At 35.4% G+C, this 24,128-nt stretch carries 26 protein-coding genes; 21 read left to right on the top strand and 5 right to left on the bottom strand.

The annotated features are described in order from the left end of the window. Window positions 1–31: 31 nt before the first annotated feature. The 5 genes from BUB89_RS11510 (at window position 32) to BUB89_RS11490 (ending at window position 3,935) form a co-directional block, all read left to right on the top strand. Entirely contained in the window at window positions 32–472 is a 441-nt protein-coding gene (locus BUB89_RS11510; protein ID WP_073245220.1) for a DUF2059 domain-containing protein, read from the top strand. Between the two features lie 63 nt (window positions 473–535). Beyond that, entirely contained in the window at window positions 536–961 is a 426-nt protein-coding gene (locus tag BUB89_RS11505; RefSeq protein WP_073245218.1) for an HIT family protein, read from the top strand. Between the two features lie 339 nt (window positions 962–1,300). Continuing rightward, window positions 1,301–1,678, top strand: a complete 378-nt coding sequence (locus tag BUB89_RS11500) for a hypothetical protein (protein WP_073245216.1) — start codon at window positions 1,301–1,303, stop codon at window positions 1,676–1,678. Window positions 1,679–1,740: 62 nt separating this feature from the next. Then, window positions 1,741–3,159, top strand: coding sequence for an aminotransferase-like domain-containing protein (locus BUB89_RS11495; protein WP_073245213.1), 1,419 nt, complete (start codon window positions 1,741–1,743; stop codon window positions 3,157–3,159). Continuing rightward, entirely contained in the window at window positions 3,156–3,935 is a 780-nt protein-coding gene (locus BUB89_RS11490; protein ID WP_073245211.1) for a PhzF family phenazine biosynthesis protein, read from the top strand. Before BUB89_RS11495 ends, BUB89_RS11490 begins: the two co-directional genes overlap by 4 nt. A gap of 84 nt (window positions 3,936–4,019) precedes the next feature. Here the strand turns inward: BUB89_RS11490 and BUB89_RS11485 are convergent, their stop codons facing one another. The 4 genes from BUB89_RS11485 to BUB89_RS11470 all read right to left on the bottom strand — a co-directional run bounded on the left by BUB89_RS11485 (window position 4,020) and on the right by BUB89_RS11470 (window position 5,609). Then, window positions 4,020–4,208 (bottom strand): hypothetical protein, encoded by a 189-nt coding sequence (locus BUB89_RS11485; RefSeq protein ID WP_073245209.1) that lies wholly within the window; start codon window positions 4,206–4,208, stop codon window positions 4,020–4,022. Window positions 4,209–4,341: 133 nt separating this feature from the next. Next, window positions 4,342–4,893, bottom strand: coding sequence for a hypothetical protein (locus BUB89_RS11480; RefSeq protein WP_073245207.1), 552 nt, complete (start codon window positions 4,891–4,893; stop codon window positions 4,342–4,344). A gap of 2 nt (window positions 4,894–4,895) precedes the next feature. Then, complete coding sequence (locus BUB89_RS11475) at window positions 4,896–5,378, bottom strand: RNA polymerase sigma factor (RefSeq protein ID WP_073245205.1); 483 nt, start codon at window positions 5,376–5,378, stop codon at window positions 4,896–4,898. Window positions 5,379–5,420: 42 nt separating this feature from the next. Further along, complete coding sequence (locus tag BUB89_RS11470; RefSeq protein ID WP_073245388.1) at window positions 5,421–5,609, bottom strand: hypothetical protein; 189 nt, start codon at window positions 5,607–5,609, stop codon at window positions 5,421–5,423. A 134-nt stretch (window positions 5,610–5,743) separates the two neighbouring features. On the opposite strand from BUB89_RS11470, the gene BUB89_RS11465 reads away from it, so the two are divergent. From BUB89_RS11465 to BUB89_RS11455, 3 genes are read left to right on the top strand one after another with little or no spacing between them, the layout of a single operon-like run. Then, window positions 5,744–6,082: an ArsR/SmtB family transcription factor gene (locus BUB89_RS11465; RefSeq protein WP_073245203.1), complete on the top strand. Its 339-nt coding sequence runs from the start codon at window positions 5,744–5,746 to the stop codon at window positions 6,080–6,082. Further along, window positions 6,060–6,563, top strand: a complete 504-nt coding sequence (locus tag BUB89_RS11460; protein ID WP_073245202.1) for an SRPBCC family protein — start codon at window positions 6,060–6,062, stop codon at window positions 6,561–6,563. The genes BUB89_RS11465 and BUB89_RS11460 overlap by 23 nt, the downstream gene beginning before the upstream one ends. Continuing rightward, entirely contained in the window at window positions 6,560–7,507 is a 948-nt protein-coding gene (locus BUB89_RS11455; protein ID WP_073245200.1) for a DUF6807 family protein, read from the top strand. Before BUB89_RS11460 ends, BUB89_RS11455 begins: the two co-directional genes overlap by 4 nt. Window positions 7,508–7,546: 39 nt before the next feature. Here BUB89_RS11455 and BUB89_RS11450 read toward each other — a convergent pair whose 3' ends face one another. Then, window positions 7,547–9,079, bottom strand: coding sequence for a SulP family inorganic anion transporter (locus tag BUB89_RS11450; protein WP_073245197.1), 1,533 nt, complete (start codon window positions 9,077–9,079; stop codon window positions 7,547–7,549). Between the two features lie 283 nt (window positions 9,080–9,362). Here BUB89_RS11450 and BUB89_RS11445 point away from each other — a divergent pair, with 283 nt between their 5' ends. The 13 genes from BUB89_RS11445 (at window position 9,363) to BUB89_RS11380 (ending at window position 24,120) form a co-directional block, all read left to right on the top strand. After that, a complete protein-coding gene (locus tag BUB89_RS11445; protein ID WP_073245195.1) occupies window positions 9,363–9,821 on the top strand; it encodes a DinB family protein in 459 nt (152 codons plus the stop codon). Between the two features lie 168 nt (window positions 9,822–9,989). Further along, window positions 9,990–10,307 (top strand): DUF6660 family protein, encoded by a 318-nt coding sequence (locus BUB89_RS11440; RefSeq protein ID WP_073245193.1) that lies wholly within the window; start codon window positions 9,990–9,992, stop codon window positions 10,305–10,307. Window positions 10,308–10,480: 173 nt separating this feature from the next. Further along, window positions 10,481–12,652: a TonB-dependent receptor gene (locus tag BUB89_RS11435; protein ID WP_073245191.1), complete on the top strand. Its 2,172-nt coding sequence runs from the start codon at window positions 10,481–10,483 to the stop codon at window positions 12,650–12,652. A 432-nt stretch (window positions 12,653–13,084) separates the two neighbouring features. After that, on the top strand, window positions 13,085–13,360 hold the full coding sequence (locus BUB89_RS11425) for a DUF2071 domain-containing protein (protein WP_141384530.1): 276 nt from the start codon (window positions 13,085–13,087) through the stop codon (window positions 13,358–13,360). Window positions 13,361–13,387: 27 nt separating this feature from the next. Next, window positions 13,388–13,942, top strand: a complete 555-nt coding sequence (locus tag BUB89_RS11420; RefSeq protein WP_073245186.1) for an REP-associated tyrosine transposase — start codon at window positions 13,388–13,390, stop codon at window positions 13,940–13,942. Between the two features lie 132 nt (window positions 13,943–14,074). Next, window positions 14,075–14,917 carry a hypothetical protein gene (locus BUB89_RS11415; protein ID WP_141384528.1) on the top strand — a complete coding sequence of 281 codons (843 nt, stop codon included), beginning with the start codon at window positions 14,075–14,077 and terminating at the stop codon, window positions 14,915–14,917. 126 nt (window positions 14,918–15,043) lie between these two features. Then, window positions 15,044–15,733, top strand: a complete 690-nt coding sequence (locus tag BUB89_RS11410; RefSeq protein ID WP_073245181.1) for an SGNH/GDSL hydrolase family protein — start codon at window positions 15,044–15,046, stop codon at window positions 15,731–15,733. Window positions 15,734–16,216: 483 nt separating this feature from the next. After that, the gene (locus BUB89_RS11405; RefSeq protein ID WP_073245179.1) at window positions 16,217–17,461 is read left to right on the top strand and encodes a ribulose-bisphosphate carboxylase large subunit family protein; all 1,245 of its coding nucleotides are present in this window, start codon (window positions 16,217–16,219) and stop codon (window positions 17,459–17,461) included. 165 nt (window positions 17,462–17,626) lie between these two features. Beyond that, the gene (locus BUB89_RS11400; protein WP_073245177.1) at window positions 17,627–19,015 is read left to right on the top strand and encodes a four-carbon acid sugar kinase family protein; all 1,389 of its coding nucleotides are present in this window, start codon (window positions 17,627–17,629) and stop codon (window positions 19,013–19,015) included. Next, window positions 19,012–19,674: an aspartate/glutamate racemase family protein gene (locus BUB89_RS11395; RefSeq protein ID WP_073245175.1), complete on the top strand. Its 663-nt coding sequence runs from the start codon at window positions 19,012–19,014 to the stop codon at window positions 19,672–19,674. The genes BUB89_RS11400 and BUB89_RS11395 overlap by 4 nt, the downstream gene beginning before the upstream one ends. Before the next feature lie 13 nt (window positions 19,675–19,687). After that, window positions 19,688–20,956: a bile acid:sodium symporter family protein gene (locus tag BUB89_RS11390; protein WP_073245174.1), complete on the top strand. Its 1,269-nt coding sequence runs from the start codon at window positions 19,688–19,690 to the stop codon at window positions 20,954–20,956. 204 nt (window positions 20,957–21,160) lie between these two features. Further along, window positions 21,161–22,558 (top strand): Gfo/Idh/MocA family protein, encoded by a 1,398-nt coding sequence (locus BUB89_RS11385; RefSeq protein ID WP_073245171.1) that lies wholly within the window; start codon window positions 21,161–21,163, stop codon window positions 22,556–22,558. An 11-nt stretch (window positions 22,559–22,569) separates the two neighbouring features. After that, complete coding sequence (locus BUB89_RS11380) at window positions 22,570–24,120, top strand: glycoside hydrolase family 43 protein (protein ID WP_073245169.1); 1,551 nt, start codon at window positions 22,570–22,572, stop codon at window positions 24,118–24,120. Window positions 24,121–24,128 lie beyond the last annotated feature (8 nt).

The following is a 24,128-nucleotide window of genomic DNA, read 5'->3' as shown; positions in this document are numbered from 1 at the left end:
ATTAATCAACTCAATTTATCCCAAACAAACCATGAAAAAATCGCTCCTAATTCTAAGTTTCTGCGTTCTTTCCCTTTCGGCAAATGCGCAAAGCACTTCAAAAACAGAAAAAATAAACCAACTTATGGAACTAATGGGTTCCGGAAAAATGGCAATCCAGATGATGAACCAAATGATGGAGAGTTTTAAAAGTTCTTATTCCAAAGTAAATGATACCTTTTGGGAAGATTTTAAAAAAGAAATAAAAGCAGAAGATATTACCAACATGATTATTCCTATCTATGATAAACATTACACGGAAAGTGATATTGACCAGTTAATTGCTTTTTACAATTCCCCAATCGGAAAAAAAATGATTGCTACTATGCCTCAGGTAATGCAGGAATCTATGGTTGCGGGACAAGCCTGGGGAAAACAAATTAGCGAAAAAGTAATCGCTAAATTGAAAGAAAAAGACAAATTGGAAAAGTAAAATAGTATGGATAGCTTTGCCCAGTTATCAAATCCTTTTATAAAATTATTAAAATAAATTATTATGCCATCACCAGTTTCTGAATGTTTGTATTGCCAGGAAAACGAAACCTTACACAACTTAATGATTAAAATTACCGACTTAAAAGTGTCACAACTCTTCTTGTTCAAAGAGCAATCATACACTGGTCGTTTAAATGTAGTTTACAAAGATCACGGAGTAGAATTTTATGAGCTAAGTGATGAACAACGCAACGCATTCATGGATGATGTAGCCACTACTGCCAAAGCTATTGCCAAAGCTTTTAATCCTGACAAAATTAATTACGGTGCATTTTCAGATACTTTATCTCATTTGCATTTTCATATTGTGCCTAAATACAAAGATGGATATGGTTTTGGAAGTGTTTTTGAAATGAATCCAAACAAAGTAGCACTTTCGGATGCGGAATATGAAGCTGTAATTGAAAAAATCAAAGCCAACTTATAAGTCTTAAAACTTTACAAATCAAAATCCTCTTTTTAAGTCAGTTTAAAAAGAGGATTTTTTTATACTACTCTTTTAAGAACACAGATTAAACGGATTTTAGCAGATTAGCACAGATTAAAATGGAATTTGTAAACTATTTTTGAATCTAAAGCGAGACTTATATGGTCTTTTTTCTAAACCACCACTAAAACAAAGACATAGATTAAGCCAAAAAACTTATCTGACTTATATGTTTTAAAATTGGCTAAACAGAAACAATCTGTACCCGTAAACAATACTATTTTTGTATCTGTAATTATTTTTTAGCAATGGATACTTTTACTTTCTAAATAGGAAAGTATGGAAACCATTATCAAACAACAACAAAATATAAAATTCAGAGCGGTTACTATCGCTGATTTGGATAGTATTGTAAAGCTTTACCTGAAACAAAAATCAATATTCGATTCAGTGTTAACCAATCAATTTGGCATGCCTATTTGTGTAGCCGAATGGAACAATAAAATCGTTGGATACTCTTCTGTAACGACTACAAATACTGAAAATTATAATCTTAACACCCATATAGACAGTTATTTTTCAAATAATAAAATTGATGAAAATTTGCTACAAGAATCAGAGCCTTTTTTCAAAAAGGAGTGGCAAAATGGTTCCAATAAAAATTTATCCATCTCTATAACTCATTTAGTGGATTGGTTAAACAATTCTAATTCTTAAAAAACAAAAAAAGGATACAGTTGTAATTTTACTTACTTTTATAGGACACAAAAAAGCATAACATGGCGAGAGAAATATTATACTTGAAAATCGCAGGAATAATCGAAGATCAAATACACATTGGGAGTCTGAAAACAGCTGAAAAGCTTCCTTCAATCCGAACCGTTCAAAAAATTTATGGTGTGAGTATTAATACTGTAAAACAGGCCTTTTTAGAATTAGAAAGTAAATCTTTAATACAATCCAAGCCTAAATCGGGCTATTATGTGAGTAAAACTTTCCATACTAAACTTGCTCTTCCTTCGATAAGTAAACTTCATTTATCTGACAAAGAAAAAACACCGGAAGACTTAATCAGTAAGGTTTTCAATACTTTGACTGATAAAGATTTTACGCAATTTTCATTGGGTGTTACAGATAAAAGCATGCTGCCAATTGCTAAACTCAATAAAGGAGTTGTGAAAATGCTGCGTCATCTTGAAGATAGCGGAACGGGTTATGAACCTGCACAGGGAAATCTTAATTTGAGAAGAAACGTGGCCAAATGGTCTTTTACCTGGGATGGAAATTTAACACCAGAAGATATTGTAACCACTTCGGGAGCATTAAACTCTTTATTTTATTGCCTGATAACAGTGACTAATCCCGGAGATACTATTGCCATTGAAAGTCCGGTGTATTTTGGCATTTTACAAATGATAAAATCTCTGGGACTTCATATTATTGAACTCCCTACGCATCCCACTACCGGAATAGCAATAGACGATTTAAAAAAAGTGTTACCTAAAATTAGTGCCTGCTGTTTTGTAACTAATTTTAATAATCCTCTGGGAAGTTGCATGCCTGACGAAAATAAAAAAGAATTGGTAGCACTACTTACGCAACACAATATTCCGTTGATTGAAGATGATTTATACGGCGATTTATTTTTTGGCGCAAGCCGGCCAAAACCCTGCAAAGCATTTGATGAAGAAGGCATAGTCATGTGGTGCGGCTCGGTTTCTAAAACTTTAGCTCCGGGTTATCGTGTGGGCTGGGTAGCTCCCGGAAAATTTAAGGATAAAATGATTCGTAAAAAGCTGTTACACACAATTTCTAATCCGCCTTTGTTTCAGGAAGTAATCGCTGATTTTATGGAACATGGTCGTTATGAACATCACCTTCGAAGTTTACGAAATACTCTTTATAACAATTATTTGCAATTTCAACTTTGCATTGAAAAGCATTTTCCGGAAAACACTAAAATCTCAAAACCTCAGGGCGGTTTCGTTCTTTGGTTAGAGTTAGATCCAACAATTGATACCGCAGTGTTGTTTGATATTGCTATTCAACAAAAAATAGGCTTTGCACCCGGTCGAATGTTTACCCAGCATGATCAATATAACAATTGCATGCGATTGAATTTTGGAATAAAATGGGAGGAAAAAGTCGAAAAGAGCCTTATAAAATTAGGTACATTAATTAAACAACAATTACTATGAAACTATATCAAATTGATGCTTTCAGCAAAACGGTCTTTTCCGGAAACCCGGCTGCCGTTTGTCCGCTGAAGGAATGGCTTACAGATGAAATCATGCAACAAATTGCTGCCGAAAATAATCTTGCAGAAACTGTATTTTATGTAAAAAAGGATACCAAATATGAGATCCGATGGTTTACACCCACTGTTGAAGTAGACCTTTGCGGACATGCAACACTGGCAGCCGCTTTTGTATTGTTTAATTTCGAAAATTATAATGAAGTACAAATTAATTTCTACTCTCCCAGAAGTGGCGATTTAACGGTTACGAAAGAAGGTGATTTGTTGTCATTAAATTTTCCCGTCGATGTATTTGAAGCTGTAGAATTGACAAATCAAATGCTGGATGCTTTTGACTGTAAACCTAAAAAAGCTTTTAAAGGAAAAACCGATTATATGTTTCTTTTTGAAAATGAAGAAGAAATACTGAATTTAAAACCCAACTTTGAGACCATCATGAAGCTGAATGTTCGTGGAGTAATTGTAACTGCAAAAGGTAATAACTCTGATTTCGTTTCCCGATTTTTTGGTCCTCAATCAGGAATAAATGAAGATCCTGTAACAGGTTCTGCACATACTACGTTAATTCCTTTTTGGGCAAAAGAACTTAATAAAAACAAATTATCAGCTATTCAGCTTTCGGAAAGAAGAGGTTATTTAGAATGTGAGTTGTTAGGTAACAGAGTTCGCATTAGCGGTTATGCAAAATGTTATCTGATTGGGGATTTATTTTTATAAAAAAGAAAAGCCACTTTAAAATTAAAGTGGCTATCTATAAAAATTCATCAAACCCTAAAATGACAAATTTTATATTATAATGTGTTAATCTATTTCTACAAGAACATTCTCCATGAAAATCTCAGGCTCTCTTTCATTGTACCAATAATCGGCCATAATACTCAAAACAACATCTTTTAAACCACTTAACGAACTTTCTGATTGATGTTGTTCATCTTTAATTACTTCAATAAGTAATTCATTTACTTTTCTGATTTTCTCTGAATTCGTCATCTTGCTTATCGTTGATTAAACACTTAATTACCTTATTCTTTCAGGGAATAAAAGTATAGGAATTAAGGTTTTACTACAATACCCACTTTTAGTGATTTTTTAATGCATTTTTAATACAATTTTAAGATTTGTCTTATTTAACATCCTCAAGAGCATCCATACAGCTCCGAATTTGTATAATTCTGCTGTTCCAAATCCGGTACAGCACTACCAATTGGACTAAAATAATAACCCCTAAAAACAGCAGTAAAAAATATTTAGCCGTAGTAAAATGAATGTTATAGGTAAAAAACAACAGTAAACCTGAAATAAAACCAACTCTGCTAATAATAGATAGCAACGCATACTTTTTTATTCGGTTATAAAGTTGCTCAAGAGCCAATTTTACATTCAAATTATTCGTTAAGTATTTGTTATAATAATAGCCATATAAACTGTGAAATATTGGAAGTAACAAACTTACTATCAAAACTAAATTCACCCAAACAGGTTTTTCAGCTCCATCAAACATCGAATAATAAACTATCAAAAAAAGAACCCAGCTCGTAATTTCAAACAAAATTTGTTTTCGAATTGATTTCAAAACAGGATGCTGATTTTCCTGCAACATCAGCAGTAATGTTTCTTTGTCTCTGGAAACGGGTTCCATTGACTTCCAATCGGATTTTAAATCATCTGCTTCCATAACTATTTATTTAATAAGGTTTTAATTTTTGTCTTAATCCGGTTCAATTTTACTCCCACATAATTTTCATTAATTCCTGTAATCTCTGCAATTTGCTGATAACTTAACTCTTCAAAATACAGCGCTATTAGTGCTTTTTCACTATCGTTCAATACTTTTACAACAGCAAATAATCGTTCCTGTCTTATTGCTGCTTCGTCACTTGGCGATTCTTCGGCAAAATCAGGCAACTGAGTACGATAATTAATTGTTGTGGTTTTCTTTCTAAAAGAAGCAAGAGCAGTATTCAAAGCAATGCGATACATCCAGGTACTTACTTTTGAATCTCCTTTATAATCAGGATAAGATTTCCACAGCTGAAAAACTATTTCCTGAAACAAATCTTCACGATCTTCAGCGTGATCCCGATACAACCTGCATATTTTATGGAGCATTGCATTGTACTGTGAGAGTATCTCTAAAAAATCTTTTTCAAGTGGCTCCATATTTATTATTTTCTTTTCGAATACAACCAAGATAAACTAATTTCATTTCTTTTTTATATTTAATTTTTCGATGATCAAGTCCAAATCTTCTTTAATTTGCTTATTCTCAATCTTTAAACTATCAAACTGTTCCTGAAGTCTGCTGTCTCTGATTTGTGATCTTCCTTCGGGTGAAGATTCTTTTCCACAACTCACTACTATAAAAAGTAACATGATAATAACTGTTTTCATAATTTTTGATTTTAGTATATTAGTTGTTATTATTTCTAAAAACTTACAACTAAAACAAAAAATTTTAAAAAAAAATTGCGCAACCAAATAATTGCATTATATTTGCAACTGATTAGTTTCGTAATTTAAAATAAATGAGAAGAGATATATTTCAGGCAATTGCTGATCCAAGCCGAAGAGCTATTATTAGTCTGATAGCTGTTCAGGCGATGACACCTAATGCCATTGCAGAACATTTTGAAACCAGCAGACAAGCTGTTTCTAAACATTTACGAATTCTTACAGAATGTGAACTCATCAGTCAGAAACAAAAAGGCAGGGAAATTTTTTACCAGCTGGAACTTGATAAAATGAAAGAAATTGACCAATGGCTGTCTCAGTTTAAAGCCATTTGGGAAAACCGATTTAACGAACTTGATACTATTTTAGCAAACCTTAAAAATAAAACAGATGAAAACGAACCTACAATTTGATTTTATTGTTGACAAAGAAAACAATACCGTAAATGTAAAAAGAGAATTTGCTGCCACACTGCCATTAGTTTGGGATGCCTGGACTAAACCCGAAATTTTAGATTTGTGGTGGGCACCTAAGCCATATCAAACAAAAACCAAATCCATGGATTTTAGAGAAGGTGGCACTTGGTTTTATGGTATGGTTAGTCCTGAAGGTGAAACGCACTGGTGCAGAAATGATTATAAAAAAATAGATGTACAAAAATCTTTTTCAGGATTAGATGCTTTTTGCGATGAAAACGGAACTATCAATACTGATTTTCCCCGAACCGTATGGAACAATACATTTACCGAAAACGGAGCAACTACAACTGTAAATATTGTAGCTCAATATGAAAAACTAGCCGACCTGGAACAAATTATCGCTATGGGATTCCAGGAAGGATTCACGATGGCATTGGGTAATTTAGATGACTATTTAAATCAAATGACTAAATGATTGTAACCCAAAAAGTCAGTCTGCTCTTTACTGTATTCCTTTTGAGCCAAATTAGTTTTGCCCAAATCAATTTAAAAATTAAAAAAAATCAAAGTTATTTTACCGAAGGCAAAGACAGCATTTTAACCTATCAGGCTTCTGAAAAGTCAGTTAACGGAAAATACATTCGTTCGAATTACATTCATCCGTTATACACTTTGGATGGAACCGTTCTAACGGAGGATTTTCCGGCTGATCATTTGCATCATCGGGGAATTTTCTGGGCATGGCATCAATTGTATATTGGCGATAAGCGAATAGGTGACGGCTGGGAAATAGAAAATTTCAGTTGGGAAGTTGCTGCTGTAAAAGAAAAAAAACAAAAAGACGATAGTAGAGCAATACAAACTACCGTTTTTTGGAAATCTCCATTGTGGAAAGACAAAAAAGGCAAACAAAAAGCTTTTGTAAAAGAAACAACAACTATTAAAGTACATCCAAGACAACAGCATTACCGTCTGATTGATATTGAAATTGCATTATTGGCACTCGAACCCAATATGAAAATAGGCGGTTCAGAAGACGACAAAGGCTACGGTGGTTTTTCGCCTCGAATTCGCCTGAGCGATGACATTGTTTTTACAGATCCATCAGGAAAAATCACCCCAACGAATCTTCCTATTCCTGCCAGCGAATGGATGGATATTTCAGGTTCTATAGGAAAAAACGGGAATAAAGCCGGACTGACTATTTTGTGTAATCCAAACAATCCGGGTGCTAAAAATCCCTGGATTTTACGGGCTAAAAAAAGTATGCAAAATGCTGTTTATCCTTTTCCGGGAGCTAAAGCAGTTCCTTTATCGAATAAAAAGCCAACTGTTTTACGTTACCGGTTAATTGTTCATGACGGCGATGCTAACAACATTCCTGTTGATAAAATTTATCAGGATTATGCTAGAAATTGATATTGAATTTTGCTATTGTCATTGCCTTTGAAATTGGTATTAATTCGAAACCACTTTATAAGTAGGATCTTCCATAATATTAACCTCAATAATTCCCTGTGCATTTTGTAATAATTGACGACAGTCTTCGCTTAAATGGCGTAAATGTACCGTCTTACCTACTTTTGCATAACGCTCCGTAATTTTGTTTACGGCATCAATGGCACTCATATCGGCAATTTTACTTTCTTTAAAATCAATAATTACCTCATCCGGATCATTCGATACATCAAATTTTTCTGCAAAAGCAGTTGTTGAAGCAAAAAATAACGGACCATATATTTCATAATGTTTCACTCCTTTATCATCAGTATATTTTTTAGCCCGAATGCGTTTCGCACTTTCCCATGCAAAAACTAATGCCGAAATGATTACTCCTATTAATACGGCTAAAGCCAAATTGTGCATCATAATTGTAATAACCGCTACCAGAACGCCAACAAAAATATCCTGTTTTGGCATTTTATTGATGATTCGGAAACTGATCCATTCAAAAGTGCCTATTGCCACCATAATCATCACACCTACTAAGGCTGCCATTGGTAATTTTTCAATAACAGGAGCTCCAAACAGCACAATACAAAGGATTGTTAACGCTGCTACGATTCCGGATAAACGCGCTCTGGAACCGGCAGATAAATTCACTAATGTTTGTGCAATCATTGGGCAACCACCCATTCCAAAGAAAAATCCATTCAGTATATTAGCACTTCCCTGTGCTACACATTCTCTGTTTCCGTTGCCTTTAGTTCCGGTAATTTCGTCTACTAAATTTAACGTCAACAAACCTTCGGTTAAGCCCACACTGGCCATAATTAAACCATAAGGAAGAATCAATTGTAAGGTTTCTAAATTCAAAGGAACATTCGGAATATGAAAAGGCGGAAATCCTCCGCTTACCGATGCAATGTCAGCGACAGTTTTAGTTTCGATTCCAAATCCCAGAACCAACGCAAAAACTACTATAATAGCTACCAAAGAAGCTGGAACAGCTTTAGTTATTTTTGGAAAACCAAGTACAATTCCGATTGTTAGTGCTACTAAACCAATCATTATGTACAACGGACTTCCGGATAACCAAATACTTTCTCCATTGACAATTGTTTTAAATTGTTCTAGTTGCGACATGAAAATAATCACCGCCAAACCATTTACAAAACCAAACATGACTGGCTGTGGTACTAAGCGAATGAATTTCCCTAATTTAAACAAACCTATCAAAATCTGGATGACTCCCGCTAAAGCTACTGCTGCAAAAACATAATCCAAACCATGTGATTTCATCAATGCAATCAAAACAATTACCGTGGCTCCTGCTCCACCGGAAACTAAACCTGGACGTCCGCCAAAAATGGCTGTTACCAATCCCATAATAAAAGCTGCATACAACCCCACCAATGGTGGAAATCCTGCCAAAATAGCAAAGGAAAGCGACTCCGGAATCATAGTCATAGCTACTGTTAATCCTGCTAAAATCTCAGTTTTATAATTTACTTTTTGCGAAAAGTCGAATAGGGTAAAATATGGTTTCATTCTTTTGTGGAAGATTATAATATTAAAGCCTGACAATTAGTGGGCTTTTTCTAAGAATTGCAAAAGTAAGTTTTTTGTAACTATCCAGCATATTCTATTTTCAAAAGATTAATTGCCTCCAGCTTCAGCTAGCTCTTTGGCTAAAGCCAATTCTACATTGATTTCTTTTACTCCAGCTGAAGCTGGAGGCAATTCAAACTACTACTTCAACTCCTTTTTCTTGTAACATTTAAAAAGAAAATAGTTTATTTTTAACCCTGATTCACAATAAACAATACACCAAATGGAAACCAGCACTTTCTTTAAAGACGCATTCGAATATAATTATCATTTCAATCAGGAACTCATTCAATTATTCGAAAACAGCAATACAGTTATTCCTGAAAAATCAATCTTGTTATTGAATCATTTGATTAATGCACAAGAAATTTGGAATCAACGCATTCTCAACGAAAAAAATGCTGTAGATGTTTGGGAAATTCGACCATTCGAAAATCTTAAAAATCATAATGAAAATAATTATAACAAAAGCTTACAAATTTTAAATAACACCGAATTAAGCCAACAAATAATCTATAAAAACTCTAAAGGAATTGAATTTTCTAATACGGTTCAGGATGTGATTTTTCATGTAATTAATCATGCTACTTATCACAGAGCACAAATTGCAAGTGATTTGAAAGCCAATGGAATTGAGCCCATTAATACCGATTATATCTTTTATAAAAGAAATAATACTTAAAATTCATCAAAATTAATTCCCCTAAACCCTAAAGGTCGTAATTTTGATGAATTTTCAAGAAATTTTCACCCTTTAGAGCGGGGAAAAAATTTCTTATGCAATAGCTCAAAAATCCTTTTTTGCAATTTCAACAAAAATATGCGATAGATTTTTTAACTTCGTGCCCTAATGAAAATAAGTACCTTCATATTATCACTTTTAATACTTGTTTTATCTTTAAAACCATGCTCTGACGGAAGTAATGCCGAAGACCTGAAAAAAGATAACATGAGTCTTAATCACAATCATCAGGAAGATCATGATGATTCCTGTCCTGTGACTTGTATTTGCAGCTGTTGCGGGATGTCGGTAACTTTTGAAAGCATTAAAATCTATACTTTTAGAATCCATACTAAAATTTCTAATGTAGTAGTAACCTCTTATCAGTCAAATTATCAATTTGATTCTGTTGCTGCTATTTGGCAACCTCCTCAGTTAATTAGTTAAAATACCAAGACATTTTGTCCACTTTTTTAATTAATTAAAGTCTATTTAAATTTAATTGAATTTGTTTTAGTCTAGCTGTCACACTGGGCTTGTCGAAGAGTTTGTTTATTAGCTAAAACTGACATAAGAAATCGTTTCAATAAATTCAAACGGACTATAAAATTTCATTTCAAATGAATAAATTCCTTTTGAGCGCCATGCTCCTACTCCTATCATGCCTTGGAATAAAGGCACAAACAACTGCTCTACAAATACAGGTAGTTTCTGAAAACGAACCGGTAATTGGTGCCAATGTATACCTCGAATCAGACAAAAAATCGGCTGTTACGGATGCTGAGGGAAAAGCCCAGTTTTCGAATATTTCCAATGGAAAACAAACCATAATTATTTCTTATCTGGGTTTTGAAACCTTGAAAAAAACCATCCAAATTCCGGGTCAGTCCGTTTTTATATTTACTTTGGAACCCAATGAAAACGAACTCGAAGAAGTGGTTTTACAAACGTCGCGCACCAGCAGAACCGTTAGAAAAATCCCAACCCGTATTGAATTTATCAATAGCGAAGAATTAGAAGAAAAAGCGACGATGAATCCAACCAATATTTCGATGGTTTTGCGTGAAAGCACCGGTATCCAAATGCAGCAAACTTCGTTGAGCAGCGGTAATTCGAACATTAAAATCCAAGGTCTTGACGGACGTTACACCCAACTTTTAAGAGACGGTTTTCCATTGTATTCCGGTTTTTCCAGTGGATTGAGTATTATGCAGATTCCGCCTTTAGATTTACAACAATTTGAAATTATCAAAGGAAGTTCTTCTACACTGTATGGCGGTGGCGCTATTGCCGGATTAGTCAATATGGTTTCGAAAACTCCCGATGAAGAACCGGCTTTAGACATTATGCTCACTCAAACCCATGCTTTAGGAAGTACGGCGAATGTGTTTTACAGTAAGCGAAATCAAAAATTTGGGACAACACTATACGGTTCGGCACATTATCAAAAAGCCTATGATCCCGAAGATGATGATTTTAGTAATTTACCTCAAACAAAATCCATTTCTTTTAATCCCAAATTCTTTTATTATCCTTCCGAGAAAACTACTTTTTGGCTGGGTGTTAACGGGACTTATGATGACCGGATTGGAGGCGATATGACTACAATTAAAAATCAGCAAAACGGTATTCATCAATACACCGAAGACAATGTTTCTAAGCGTTTAAGCACTCAGGCGGTATACAAAACCCAGCTGGATTCACTGAGCAATTTCAATATCAAAAACAGTATTTCTTATTTTGACCGTTCGTTGCAAGTGCCTGATTTTAATTTTAGCGGAAAGCAAATCAATACGTTTACCGAAATAAGTTACGAAAGAGCCCATGCTAAAACCGATTGGATTTTGGGTGCCAATGCCTATTCGGTTGATTTTGATGAAGCTGATGATGCTTTATTGCAACGCGATCAAAAAGAATTTACCTATGGTTTGTTTGCCAATAACATCTTTGACATTAGCGAAAACTGGATTTTAGAAACCGGATTACGTACGGATTATAATGCTGATTGGGGATTTTTTCCTTTACCAAGGATTTCTGTATTGTACAAAAATGAGAACGGAATTTCGAGCCGGATTGGTGGTGGATTAGGGTACAAAATCCCTGATATTTTTACCGAAGAAGCCGAATCCATCAACTTTGAAAATGTGTTGGGAATTGACAAAGAAAATCTAAAAGCCGAACGTTCTTATGGAGTGAATTATGATTTTAATTTCCAAAAGCGTTTTGGCGAAATTGGATTCTCGGCAAACCAGCTTTTCTACGTGACTGCTATTCAAAATGCCTTATTATTAAATAGCTCCGGAACTAATTTCAAATTCGAAAATGCTTCAGAAGTTATTTTGAGTAAAGGTGCCGAAACCAATATTAAGTTCACTTACAAGGATTTTAAATGGTTTTTAAACTATGCTTTTATTGATGCCCGTTTGCATTATTTAGCCGGAAACCCACAAAAACCGTTAACTCCCAAGCACAATGTGGGAAGTGTAATTATGTATGAAAGTGAAGCCTGGCGCATTGGTTTTGAAACCTATTACACTGGACGGCAATTATTATCAAATGGAACTAAAACCACTGATTATACCACAATGGGATTTTTACTGATGCGAAATTTCAAATGGGGAGCACTCTTTACTAATTTTGAGAATTTCACTGACCGAAGACAAAGTCGCTTTTCACCATTGGTTTTACCTACACACGACAAGCCCGCATTTCCGGAGATTTATGCTCCTACTGACGGATTTATTTTCAGTCTGGGAATTATCATAAAGCCTTTTGGGAATAAAGAACATTAAAATCCAATAGCTTACAAATCGAAATATTGCCATTGACAACCTCTTTTATCCTTTTAAAAGAGGTTGTTGTTTTTTGGGCGTTCCCTCGTTGAAAAAAATCATATTTAAAATTTAGATTTTTCAACGAGGTCAGGCTGTACGCTATATCTTTTATTCCTCTCGTTAAAAAACGAGATTCATAAAAGGATGCCGCTTCCATCCTTAACGCAAACAAACTCCGCAATCAAAGTCATTGCGAAGAATGAAGCAATCTCACTATCAAAATCCGAAACTTATAATCTTTCAATATTGTAGGAATATTTTATATATTTGAGAAAAGCAAAATAATACGCAAGTAAAATAGCGACAATCTATCCGCTTTTGGGTGTATAGGCGCTATTTTGTAGCCAGTATAAATGAGTCATAGCTAATGGTACAAAAACAGAAACAACAATGAAAATCCCGACAATACACGGTTATATAGACAGAAGAATTTTAATCAACTTCACAGCTGACCCAAAATCGGTGGAGAAAATTATCCCGTTTCCTTTTAGACCAAAACTATACAAAGACAAAGCTATCGTTGGAATTTGCTTAATCAGACTGAAAAACATAAAACCAAAAGGATTACCCGACTTTGTTGGTGTAAACTCCACCCTGGTGCTCGATTGCATCGAGTACCTACTTACAGGAATAGATAATTGTAGCGTTTGCAACGCGGTTCACTAAAAAAATAATTCTTAAACAAACAAATCAATGTCTGAGAAATACAAAGTTATTGATAGTACCGTTCCCACTTTTATTACTATAACAGTTGTAGATTGGGTAGATTTATTGGTGAGACCTGTTTATTGCAATATTATAGACGATTCTTTAAATTATTGTATCAAAGAAAAAGGATTGAGCATACATGCTTATGTTTATATGAGCAGTCATATTCATTTAATTGCTACAGCATTTGATGGGGAGTTGCAAAATGTTATTCGGGATTTCAAAAAATTCACTTCAAAAAAACTAATAGAAGCTATCAAAGAATATCCTGAAAGCAGACGAGAATGGTTGTTGCGTAAATTCAGCTATGAAGCGCAAAAATCAGGGAGAGCAAAAGATTACAAATTATGGCAAGATGGTTTTCATCCGGTTATATTAGACACTTTAGAAAAAATAGAACAAAGAATAAATTACATTCACTACAATCCTGTAGAAGCCGAAATCGTATTTCATCAAAGAGATTATGTCAATAGCAGTTATAGAAACTATGAAGAAGATAATACTGTTTTTTGTAATGTAAATGTAGAACCTTTATGGTAAATTATTAAATTAGCCGCGTTGCAAACGCTTTATTTAAGGATTACCAAGGTAAGTAGGTACTCGATGCAATCGAGCACCAGAGAAGGTAGAGTTAGCCGCAACAACTACGACATTAGTCTAAACAAAGATGTTATGAAAACTATTCTTAAAAATAAATACATAAAAAGGCTTGCATCCTTAAATGACCAATTTTGTTTTTTTCAATTCAATCGTAAAGAGTTAGATAAACGTCTTCTAGAATTTGGTCCAAATGCTGGAGATTTATTTACGACAGATTTATTTGCATCGAATGATATGGCACCAAGAATTCGTGTTAAAATATCCAAATTACCTAGTTTTCAAAACCTTAATCAAACTTTTACCTTTGGTGCCTATTTTTCTACAAGTTATGAAGTCGTTAGCTATTATCTAATCGATAGTCTTGAATTATTAAAATCTATAAATTCATCTACATTTATAGCGACTAACGACACTCAATTAGAAGAAAAATATAATTTAACCTTAGAATCATCTTCAATTCCAATTATTGACATTTCTTTAATTAATACGTTAAAGTATTTAAGATTACGTCGTAATCATTTTACTCACCTATACGAAGAAATTGGAAATCCATTGAAGTCCTTAATATGTGATTTTGGTTCAGATTTAAATCGATATTGGGAAGGTTCATTAAGCCAATTGGATTTCGAAAGCTACAACGTCTTAAAGTTTGATGAACAAGAAACAATTGACATGTTAAAGTTGCTTAAAATAATCATAGAAAAATTAGATAGTAATCTAGCACCACATTTAAATCATGAAGGAATAGCTGAATATTTAGTCAAAAAAGAATATTCAGATAGTGAGCAAAGAAAAAATCTAGATTTGGTAAATAAACGAACTCAAAAAATTATTACTTTAAGTTCAACACATTTCAGTACTCCGATTGATAGAACAATTATTGAGCAGAAAGTTAATGAATTTGGTTGGAAATAATTAGATTACAGCAGTTCCTCCGCTCGTCCGCCAATCCTTTCGCGTCCGAAATCATCCCACTCACACTGGATCGCATGGAATAACAAAAAGCGAATAAAACTAAACAACAATAAAAACCCCATAGAAATGACAACACACAAACTGAGATTAATTCTAACCTTATGCCTCTTTATTAGCTTTTTTGGTTATGCACAGAGTCTAAAATCTGTTTCCATTTTAGGTGATTCCTACTCTACTTTTGACCGTTATATGGTTCCTGACACAAATTTTGTATGGTACGATACCAACATCACTCAAAAAACAGATGTAACTTCGGTAAAACAAACCTGGTGGTACAAATTCATAAAAGATAACAATTACAAACTGGAGGTTAATAATTCTTTTTCGGGTTCTACTATTTGTAATACAGGTTATCAAAAACAAGATTACAGCACTCGTTCTTTCATACGCCGTATGGATAACCTTGGAAGTCCTGATGTAATTTTCATTTTCGGAGCAACTAACGACGCCTGGGCTAACGCGCCTATCGGTCAGTTCAAATATAATGACTGGACTAAAGAAGAGTTATATGATTTTCGTCCAGCCATGGCTTATATGCTCGATTATATGCTGGGCCGCTATCCAAATGTTAAAATATACTTTGTCTTAAATTCAGATTTGAAAGAGACTATCAATGAATCTGTAAAAACCATTTGCAAACATTATAATGTAGATTGTATTGAGCTGAAAGATATTGATAAAAAGGAAGGCCATCCATCGATAAAAGGTATGGAGCAAATCAGTAATCAAATCAGTGATTTTTTATCGAAGAAATGAAAAAGGTGAAGCTACCACCCCGCCCTATGGGCACCCCTCCAAAGGAGGGGAAGTATCGTGATTTCCCCTCCTTGGAGGGGTGCCTGAAAGGCGGGGTGGTTTTTTCTGGATTTAAGGGATCTTACTTTTTTAAATAATTATAATATCACATGACTGTTAGCTGAACAAACCAAACTAAAAAAGACCACAGATGAAACTGTTAAACAGATAAAACCGGATTTTTCATAGCTATTTGTAAATTCACAATCAGCGATAATCCGTTATAATCAGTCCCAACTGTGTGCCATTCTCAATCATTGGTATAGAAAACGGATAGTCAATGTACTACTATTTAGTAGTTGTTTTTTATTTGTATTACTTTCTATTACTTTCGAATATTATTTATTTTTTTCGAAAAAAGCACTAATCATTTGTATTTGTGATTTTAAGTCTTAATTTTACAAGAAGACTAAAACAATAACAACAGCATAGCGTATTAAAGAAATGGAAAGAATTTTTGCAGAATATTATATCGAAACGCCTTATGAAGTAGAACAAGCCGCAGCCGTATTGGCGGGCGAACAATCTTCAGGAACTTTTGTTTCTGTGCCGGGGGAAACTGCCGAACTCAAACAACGTTTTGCTGCCCGTGTAGAAAACATCGAAAAACTGGATATTGTTGACGAACCTTCGATTCCGGGAAATGCGATTGCGGGTAAAAAATACCAGAGAGCCAAAGTTCAGGTGAGCTGGTCTATTGAGAACTTCGGTTATAACTTACCGCTTCTTATTAGCACTTTACAAGGAAATTTATACGAAATCAGTCAGTTTACCGGATTAAAACTAATGGATTTTGAGGTGCCGGATTCTTTTAAAAATAAATTCCGAGGACCGCAATTTGGTATTCAGGGTTCTAAAGCCTCCTGTGGCGTAAAGGACCGACCGATGATTGGAACCATTATCAAACCAAGTGTAGGTATGAGCCCGGAAGAAACTGCAGCGTTAGTGCAAACTTTAATCCATGCAGGTATCGATTTTATCAAGGATGATGAACTGATGGGATCTACAGCCAACTCTCTTTTTGACGATCGTGTAAACGTTATCATGAGAGTAATTAACGATCATGCTCAAAAAACTGGCAAAAAAGTAATGTATGCGTTCAATATCAGTGATGAGATTGACGAAATGCAACGAAAATATGATTTAATCAAAAAACACGAAGGAACTTGTGCGATGATTAGCATCAATAGCGTGGGATTGAGTGCGACCAAGAAAATTTGTGACCAAGGAGATTTGGTTATCCACGGACACAGAAACGGTTGGGGAATGCTAAACCGTCATCCGCTATTGGGAATTGAATTTCCTGCTTACCAAAAAATATGGCGCTTAGCCGGTGTGGACCAAATGCACGTAAACGGGATTCAGAATAAATTCTGGGAATCGGACGACTCAGTCGTAAAATCGATACAATCCTGTTTAAAACCATTTGTTTGCGGAAACAATCCTTTGCCGGTAGTTTCTTCAGGACAATGGGGCGGACAAGCTCCGGAAACCTACCGCAGAACCCAAACCACCGATTTATTGTACATGGCCGGCGGCGGAATACTGGCGCATCCTATGGGACCAACAGCCGGTGTAAACGCCTTGCAACAAGCCTGGAAAGCAGCAGTTGATGGTTTATCTGTTGAAGAAGCAGCTTTGCAATATCCTGAATTTGCAGCATCAGTAAAAAAATTCTCAAAACAATAATTAAAAACAGCCACGAATCACACTAATTAACACCAATTTAAATATCATACATTCCACTAATCTCCCATTACAAAAGCAAAAAAATTAGTGTAATATATTTTAGAATCATTAGTTAGTATTAGTGGCAATTCGAATAATTAGTGGCAAAAAAAATAAACTTTATATATGAACAAAGAACATCCTTTATTATTGGCATATTACGGAGATGATTTCACAGGCTCCACGGATGCCTTAGAATTCCTGACCCTGGCCGGTATAAAAACGGTTCTTTTTCTTCGTCCTCCGCTTCATAAAGATTTAGAACTTTTTCCGGGTGTACAGGCTATTGGTCTGGCTGGAAAGAGCCGTTCGATGTCACCGGAAGAAATGGAAGGCGAATTGTATCCTGCTTTCGAAACCTTACGGGATTTCAATGCAGAGCAAGTACATTATAAGGTTTGCTCCACATTTGACTCGGCTCCGCATGTGGGAAATATTGGCAAGGCTATCGAAATCGGTTCGGATGTTTTTAACCAAAAAACCACTTTTGTATCGCCTGCAGCTCCGCATTTAGGAAGGTATTTTGCTTTTGGAAACTTGTTTGCTAAAATGGGTACAACAGGAAATGGCGAAATCTATCGTATTGACCGTCATCACTCGATGAGCAAGCATCCTGTAACTCCTGCTGATGAAAGTGATTTGAGATTGCATTTGGCAAAGCAAACAAAAAAGAGCATTGATTTAGTGAATATCACTACTATTGAAAAAGGCGCTGAAGCGGTTTTAGAAGAATTAAAAACCAAAGAAACGGCTGAAATCGTCTTTTTTGACGGCATCAATCAGGATCATTTAAAAACTATCGGAACCGTTTTTCATCAAAAAGGAAAAGAAAAAACACTTTTCACGGTGGGTTCTTCGGGTATCGAAATGGCATTAGGTTTAGCCTGGAACCAAGAAAATATAATTCAACATACCAACGATTTCAATCATCCGGGTGAGGCTGCTCCCCTGCTTGTTATTTCCGGAAGTTGCTCACCGGTAACAGCCGGCCAAATAGAATATGCACTGGAAAATGGTTTTGAAGGAATCGCTCTGGAAAGCAAAGTGATGCATCACGACCATCAGGAACAAAGCATTGCCGATGTTGCTAAAGTTATTATTGAGAATCTAAAAGCAGGGAAAAATACGGTTTTGCACACCAGCATTGGAACAAATGATTCCAGAATTGCAGCAACAGAAGATTATTTAAAAAGAAGCGGGCTTACGCCAAAAGAAATCCAGAAACAAAGCAGCAAAATCTACGGTCGTGTTTTAGGACAGATTATCAAAGAAGTTTTAAAATCTGTGAAAATGCAGCGTATTCTTTTTGCCGGAGGCGATACCTCCAGTTATGCCGCGTCTGAATTGGGAATTTTTGCGCTCGAAATGATAGCGCCTTTAGCACCCGGAGCACCGCTTTGTAAAGCTATTTCGGAAGACGAATTAGTAAACGGATTAGAATTAAATTTCAAAGGAGGCCAGGTAGGCACTCCCGATTATTTTATAAAAGTATTAAAAGGAGAAAAATTAAAATGACAGCAAAAACATTAGGATTCGTCCACACCTCAGCAACATTAGTACCATTATTCCAGCAATTAACTGCGGAACATTTAAACAATGTAGAAACCTTTAATATCGTTGACGACAGCCTTATTAAAGATGTAATTAAAAAAGGAAAACTAATGCCTAATACAGCTGCCAGGGTTGTAAACCACATAAAAGCCGCCGAAGAAGCCGGAGCCGATGTGATTCTGGTGACTTGTTCATCCATTGGCGTAGCCATAGAAACAGCAGCCACTTTATGTACGGTTCCAGTAATAAGAGTCGATCAGGCCATGGCTGATGAAGCCGTACAAATCAGTGAGAAAATAGGGGTTATTGCTACATTGCCTACTACACTGGAACCAACAAGTGATTTGGTTCGAAGAAGAGCTTTAGCTGCCGGGAAAAATGTAAGCATTGTATCTAAATTATGCGAGGGTGCTTTTGAAGCTTTAATGAGTGGCGATGCGACAAAACATGACGAAATGGTCGCCAAAGCCTTAAAAGAATTGATGCAGGAAGTAGGTGTTATTGTCCTGGCTCAGGCTTCAATGGCTCGTGTAGTTGATGGTTTAAGTGATGCTGAGAAAGTAGTTCCAATTTTAGCCAGTCCTGCCATTGCGATGAAAAAATTAGCCGAAGTATACTTCTAATAAACAAATCCCTATGCGTAAATTTTTTCTTTGGGCCAGTCCCTTTCTATTCCTCCTTGCTGCTATTGGTTGGTTTTTACAAATGGACAGCATCTGGAAAATTAGTCTGATTACTGCTTTTTCAAGTTTGTCCATAGGTATTGGACACAGCAAACTTTTAAGTGGCTACCAATATACTTTTTGGATTATGACAGCGGTTTGTGCAGGATTGATTTATCCGCAAACTTTTTTGCACATTGGTTCGATAGATTTACGCAACAAATGGCTCATTTTAATCATTATCCAATTAGTAATGTTCGGAATGGGAACTCAGATGAGTATTGAGGATTTTACAGGTATTCGCAAATCCGGAAAAGGGGTTCTCATTGGGTTATTAGGCCATTTTACCATTATGCCTATTACAGGTTTTATTTTGGCAAAAAGCTTTAATTTCGAACCCGAAATTGCAGCCGGAATTATCTTAATTGGTTCCTGTAGTAGTGGTTTGGCATCGAATGTGATGACTTATATTGCCAAAGGGAATTTGGTTTTATCGGTTACCGTAACTGCTATTTCTACTCTGGCAGCTCCTGTTATGACTCCGTTTCTGATGAAAATTTTCGCCGGAACAATGGTCGAAGTACATTTTTTTAATATGATGATGGAAATTATCAAAATTGTCTTAGTACCATTAGCGGCAGCTATGATTCATGATATACTTAAAAACTACGGAACAACAGCCCGAAAAAGAATCGATATTTTAACGGTGCTTTCTGCAATTTGGTTGGGAATATTGTTTTTCTTTAGTGCGTCTTTCACATACGAAAATGATAGTACTGTAGCACATTTAGTTGAAATTAGTGCTTTTATAGCAGGGGCATTTATCGTGGGTAAAACCTATCATTTAATTTACAAATCCTATCCTAAAATTGACAGCCTGATGCCTTATTTTTCGATGTTTGGTATTATTTATTTTACGCTGGTGACTACAGCCGCAGGTCGTGATAATTTAATACAAATAGGATTTTTGCTTTTCTTAGTAGCAATTCTTCATAATGGAGCGGGCTATTTCTTTGGTTATTATCTGAGTCGCCTCTGTGGTTTAGACAAAAATTGCAGTCGTACCATTGCTTTTGAAGTAGGTTTACAAAACGGCGGAATGGCTTCCGGTCTTGCCGGGTCGATGGGAAAATTAGCCACTCTTGGTTTAGCATCAGCAGTTTTTAGCCCGTGGATGAATGTTTCCGGTTCTTTATTAGCCAATTATTGGAGAAAAAAAGCAGAAGTAGTAGAAAAGTCATAAACTAATTTTAGCTATAAAAATTAAAATCATCTGGTGTTCCCTAAAAATATCAGATGATTTTTTTTATTCTGATGGCAATCCAAAGTCATTTTCGAAACAAAAACAAAAATTGCCCGTAACAACTTATCAATAAATTAATTACATTTAAAAAACCAAAAAAAAACCACTTATTAAATTTATTAATCATCATTAAAACCACATTTCATGGAAGTTACAAGAAGAAAATTTTTGACCTCTATAAGTATGCTTGCAGCTTATACCGCATTTCCACTTAGCTCTTTTGATTTTGATACTACTAAAAAACTCCGAATCGTTCTGGTAGGTACCGGAATCAGAGGTATTAGTTTCTGGGGCAAAAGATTAGTTGAGGAATATTCAGATATACTTGAATTTGTGGGGCTCAGCGACATTAATCCAGGAAGATTAGAATATGCTAAAAAATACATCGGTGTTAATTGTCCCACATTTGTAAATTTTGACGAAATGTTACAAAAAACAAAACCGGATTTAATAATTGTCACCACTAAAGATTCAACCCATCATCAATTTATCATTAAAGGACTGGAATCAGGTTACGATGTGCTGACCGAAAAACCGCTTACAACCGATGAAAATAAATGTCAGGATATTCTAAATGCCGAGAAAAAATCAGGAAAAAATCTGATTGTTGGTTTTAATTACAGATGGAGTCCGTATAGCACAAAAATCAAAGAATTATTAGCTAATAATACGATTGGCAAAATCACTTCTGTTGATTTTCACTGGTATTTGAATACGTATCACGGTGCTTCCTATTTTAGAAGATGGCACGGGCAAAAAGAAAGTGGCGGTTCGCTATGGGTACACAAAGCAACACACCATTTTGACCTTATTAATTGGTGGCTTGATTCTGATCCGGCAGAAGTTTTTGCATTGGGTGATTTAGAACATTACGGAAAAAACAATCCTTTTAGAGGAAAAAATTGCAGAAGTTGCGACCATAAAACAACTTGTGATTATTACTATGACATAACAAAAGACAAACATGCCATGGAGTTGTATGTGGCCAATGAAAAACATGATGGCTACATTAGAGACAACTGTCTTTTTAGAGAAGAGATTGATATTTATGATAAAATGTCGGCTCAAATAAAATATGCTAACAATACTATTGTCAACTACTCCCTTACTACCTACTCTCCTTTTGAAGGATGGAGATTGGCTTTTAATGGTACCGAAGGACGTATTGAAGCATCTTTAGATATTCCTTATGACAGGAAAACAAATGTAGATCAGGCCGAAATGCATGCCAAAGAAATGGAACAATCTGCATTAGAAAAAGCAAACCATGAAACAATTATAGTCCATAAACTCTGGAAAGATTTTGAAAAAGTAACAGTTCCTACCGAAAAAGGAGGACACGGAGGAGGAGACAAAAGACTTCATGACAAAATATTCAAAACAGCCGGTACAGCTGACCCGTTTGAAAGATCAGCCGGAAGCAGAGACGGTGCCATGTCAGTCTTAATTGGTATTGCTGCCCGAAACAGTATTGAAACAGGAAATCCAGTTAAAATTGCTGATTTAACCGATTTGACGCCAACGCCTAAACGAGGAAAATAAAGTTCGAATAAATGAAAAACAACCTACTCGCTTTCTATTTTATTGTACTTATTTCCACGCTTTCTCATAGTCAAAAAAGAGGTTCCTGGGGTGATCAGGGGAATGGCACTTATATCAATCCTATTATAAATGCTGATTATTCTGATCCGGATGTCATCAGGGTTGGAAATAAATACTATATGATTTGTTCGGAATTTCATTATATGGGTATGACTATTCAGGAATCAGAGGATATGGTAAACTGGAAAATCGTGGGGCGAATTTACAATCGCTTGGATTTTCCGGCTTACGATACTTTTAAAAGATATGCCGGAGGCAGCTGGGCTCCGGCAATACGTTTTCACGACAATAAATTCTGGGTGTACTTTTGTACAATCAATGAAGGTTTGTTTATGAGCAGTTCCAGTACTCCACAAGGTCCTTGGTCTCCACTTCTGCTGGTAAAAGAGGTAGAAAAATGGGAAGATCCTTGTCCGTTTTGGGATGATGACGGACAGGCTTATCTGGGACACAGCGTTCACGGTGCAGGTCCTATTATTATTCATAAAATGAGTGCCGACGGAACAAAACTGCTCGATGAGGGCAAGACAGTATATACAGGTCCGGTTGCCGAAGGAACTAAAATCTACAAGCGAAATAATTTTTATTACATAAGCATTCCGGAAGGCGGCGTTTCTGAAGGATGGCAAACTGTTTTACGTTCCAAAAACATTTATGGCCCTTATGAGAAAAAAGTAGTACTGGAAACAGGAAGTACGCCAATTAATGGTCCGCACCAGGGAGCAATTGTGGATAACCCAAAGGGAGAATGGTGGTTTTATCATTTTCAATCCGCTGGCGCTTTAGGCCGCGTTTTGCATTTACAACCGATGTTTTGGCATGATGACTGGCCCGTTATTGGAGTAGACATTGATCGAAATGGTATTGGAGAACCTGTAGCGGTATGGAAAAAACCGGATGTAGACAGTAATTTTCCCATAGTCGCCCCACAATCAGATGACGAATTTAATTCAGCCGAATTAGGGCTTCAATGGCAATGGAATCATAATCCTATAAATGCTAATTGGTCTTTAACCGAAAAAAAAGAATGGTTTGTTTTAAAAGCTAAAAAAGCAGCAAACATCATGGAAGCTTATAATATGCTGACTCAAAAAATAATGGGAAATAACGGAGAAGTTACAGTTCAGATGGATGCTAACCAAATGATTTCCGGGCAAAAAGCAGGATTAAGCTGTATGTCTAAAATGTACAATTCGATTGGTGTCAAAAATAAAAACGGACAATTATATGTTTATTTTGAAGGCAAAGACAAAACCTCAGAAGAAGTTTTAATTACTAAAAAAATCATTTATCTTAAGTTAAAACTAGACCTTGTTCAGCAGAAAAATCATTTTTTCTATAGTTTTGACAATAAAAACTTCAAAGCCATTGGCCCTGATTTCAATGCCGAATTTGGTTATTGGAAAGGCAGTCGGGTAGTTTTATTTAGTTATAATGAATTGAATGATGGAGGCTCAGCAGCATTCAACTTTTTCCATTATAATTATGACGGTCCTAAATAATTTAATTG

This window comes from Flavobacterium flevense (genome assembly GCF_900142775.1).
Lineage (GTDB): Bacteria > Bacteroidota > Bacteroidia > Flavobacteriales > Flavobacteriaceae > Flavobacterium > Flavobacterium flevense.
The sequence above is the reverse complement of the archived record's forward strand: the minus strand, read 5'-3'. Positions and strand labels throughout refer to the sequence as shown.

Bases quoted from the DNA above. Each gene is read 5' to 3' on its own strand.
- BUB89_RS11450 (WP_073245197.1), bottom strand. From the start codon at position 9,079: ATGAAACCATATTTTACCCTATTCGACTTTTCGCAAAAAGTAAATTAT.
- BUB89_RS11415 (WP_141384528.1), top strand. From the start codon at position 14,075: ATGAAAACTATTCTTAAAAATAAATACATAAAAAGGCTTGCATCCTTA.
- BUB89_RS11425 (WP_141384530.1), top strand. From the start codon at position 13,085: ATGAAAATCCCGACAATACACGGTTATATAGACAGAAGAATTTTAATC.
- BUB89_RS11435 (WP_073245191.1), top strand. From the start codon at position 10,481: ATGAATAAATTCCTTTTGAGCGCCATGCTCCTACTCCTATCATGCCTT.
- BUB89_RS11510 (WP_073245220.1), top strand. From the start codon at position 32: ATGAAAAAATCGCTCCTAATTCTAAGTTTCTGCGTTCTTTCCCTTTCG.
- BUB89_RS11505 (WP_073245218.1), top strand. From the start codon at position 536: ATGCCATCACCAGTTTCTGAATGTTTGTATTGCCAGGAAAACGAAACC.
- BUB89_RS11455 (WP_073245200.1), top strand. From the start codon at position 6,560: ATGATTGTAACCCAAAAAGTCAGTCTGCTCTTTACTGTATTCCTTTTG.
- BUB89_RS11385 (WP_073245171.1), top strand. From the start codon at position 21,161: ATGGAAGTTACAAGAAGAAAATTTTTGACCTCTATAAGTATGCTTGCA.
- BUB89_RS11470 (WP_073245388.1), bottom strand. From the start codon at position 5,609: ATGAAAACAGTTATTATCATGTTACTTTTTATAGTAGTGAGTTGTGGA.
- BUB89_RS11480 (WP_073245207.1), bottom strand. From the start codon at position 4,893: ATGGAAGCAGATGATTTAAAATCCGATTGGAAGTCAATGGAACCCGTT.
- BUB89_RS11485 (WP_073245209.1), bottom strand. From the start codon at position 4,208: ATGACGAATTCAGAGAAAATCAGAAAAGTAAATGAATTACTTATTGAA.
- BUB89_RS11500 (WP_073245216.1), top strand. From the start codon at position 1,301: ATGGAAACCATTATCAAACAACAACAAAATATAAAATTCAGAGCGGTT.
- BUB89_RS11420 (WP_073245186.1), top strand. From the start codon at position 13,388: ATGTCTGAGAAATACAAAGTTATTGATAGTACCGTTCCCACTTTTATT.
- BUB89_RS11410 (WP_073245181.1), top strand. From the start codon at position 15,044: ATGACAACACACAAACTGAGATTAATTCTAACCTTATGCCTCTTTATT.
- BUB89_RS11490 (WP_073245211.1), top strand. From the start codon at position 3,156: ATGAAACTATATCAAATTGATGCTTTCAGCAAAACGGTCTTTTCCGGA.
- BUB89_RS11440 (WP_073245193.1), top strand. From the start codon at position 9,990: ATGAAAATAAGTACCTTCATATTATCACTTTTAATACTTGTTTTATCT.
- BUB89_RS11445 (WP_073245195.1), top strand. From the start codon at position 9,363: ATGGAAACCAGCACTTTCTTTAAAGACGCATTCGAATATAATTATCAT.
- BUB89_RS11400 (WP_073245177.1), top strand. From the start codon at position 17,627: ATGAACAAAGAACATCCTTTATTATTGGCATATTACGGAGATGATTTC.
- BUB89_RS11460 (WP_073245202.1), top strand. From the start codon at position 6,060: ATGAAAACGAACCTACAATTTGATTTTATTGTTGACAAAGAAAACAAT.
- BUB89_RS11390 (WP_073245174.1), top strand. From the start codon at position 19,688: ATGCGTAAATTTTTTCTTTGGGCCAGTCCCTTTCTATTCCTCCTTGCT.
- BUB89_RS11465 (WP_073245203.1), top strand. From the start codon at position 5,744: ATGAGAAGAGATATATTTCAGGCAATTGCTGATCCAAGCCGAAGAGCT.
- BUB89_RS11405 (WP_073245179.1), top strand. From the start codon at position 16,217: ATGGAAAGAATTTTTGCAGAATATTATATCGAAACGCCTTATGAAGTA.
- BUB89_RS11495 (WP_073245213.1), top strand. From the start codon at position 1,741: ATGGCGAGAGAAATATTATACTTGAAAATCGCAGGAATAATCGAAGAT.
- BUB89_RS11380 (WP_073245169.1), top strand. From the start codon at position 22,570: ATGAAAAACAACCTACTCGCTTTCTATTTTATTGTACTTATTTCCACG.
- BUB89_RS11395 (WP_073245175.1), top strand. From the start codon at position 19,012: ATGACAGCAAAAACATTAGGATTCGTCCACACCTCAGCAACATTAGTA.
- BUB89_RS11475 (WP_073245205.1), bottom strand. From the start codon at position 5,378: ATGGAGCCACTTGAAAAAGATTTTTTAGAGATACTCTCACAGTACAAT.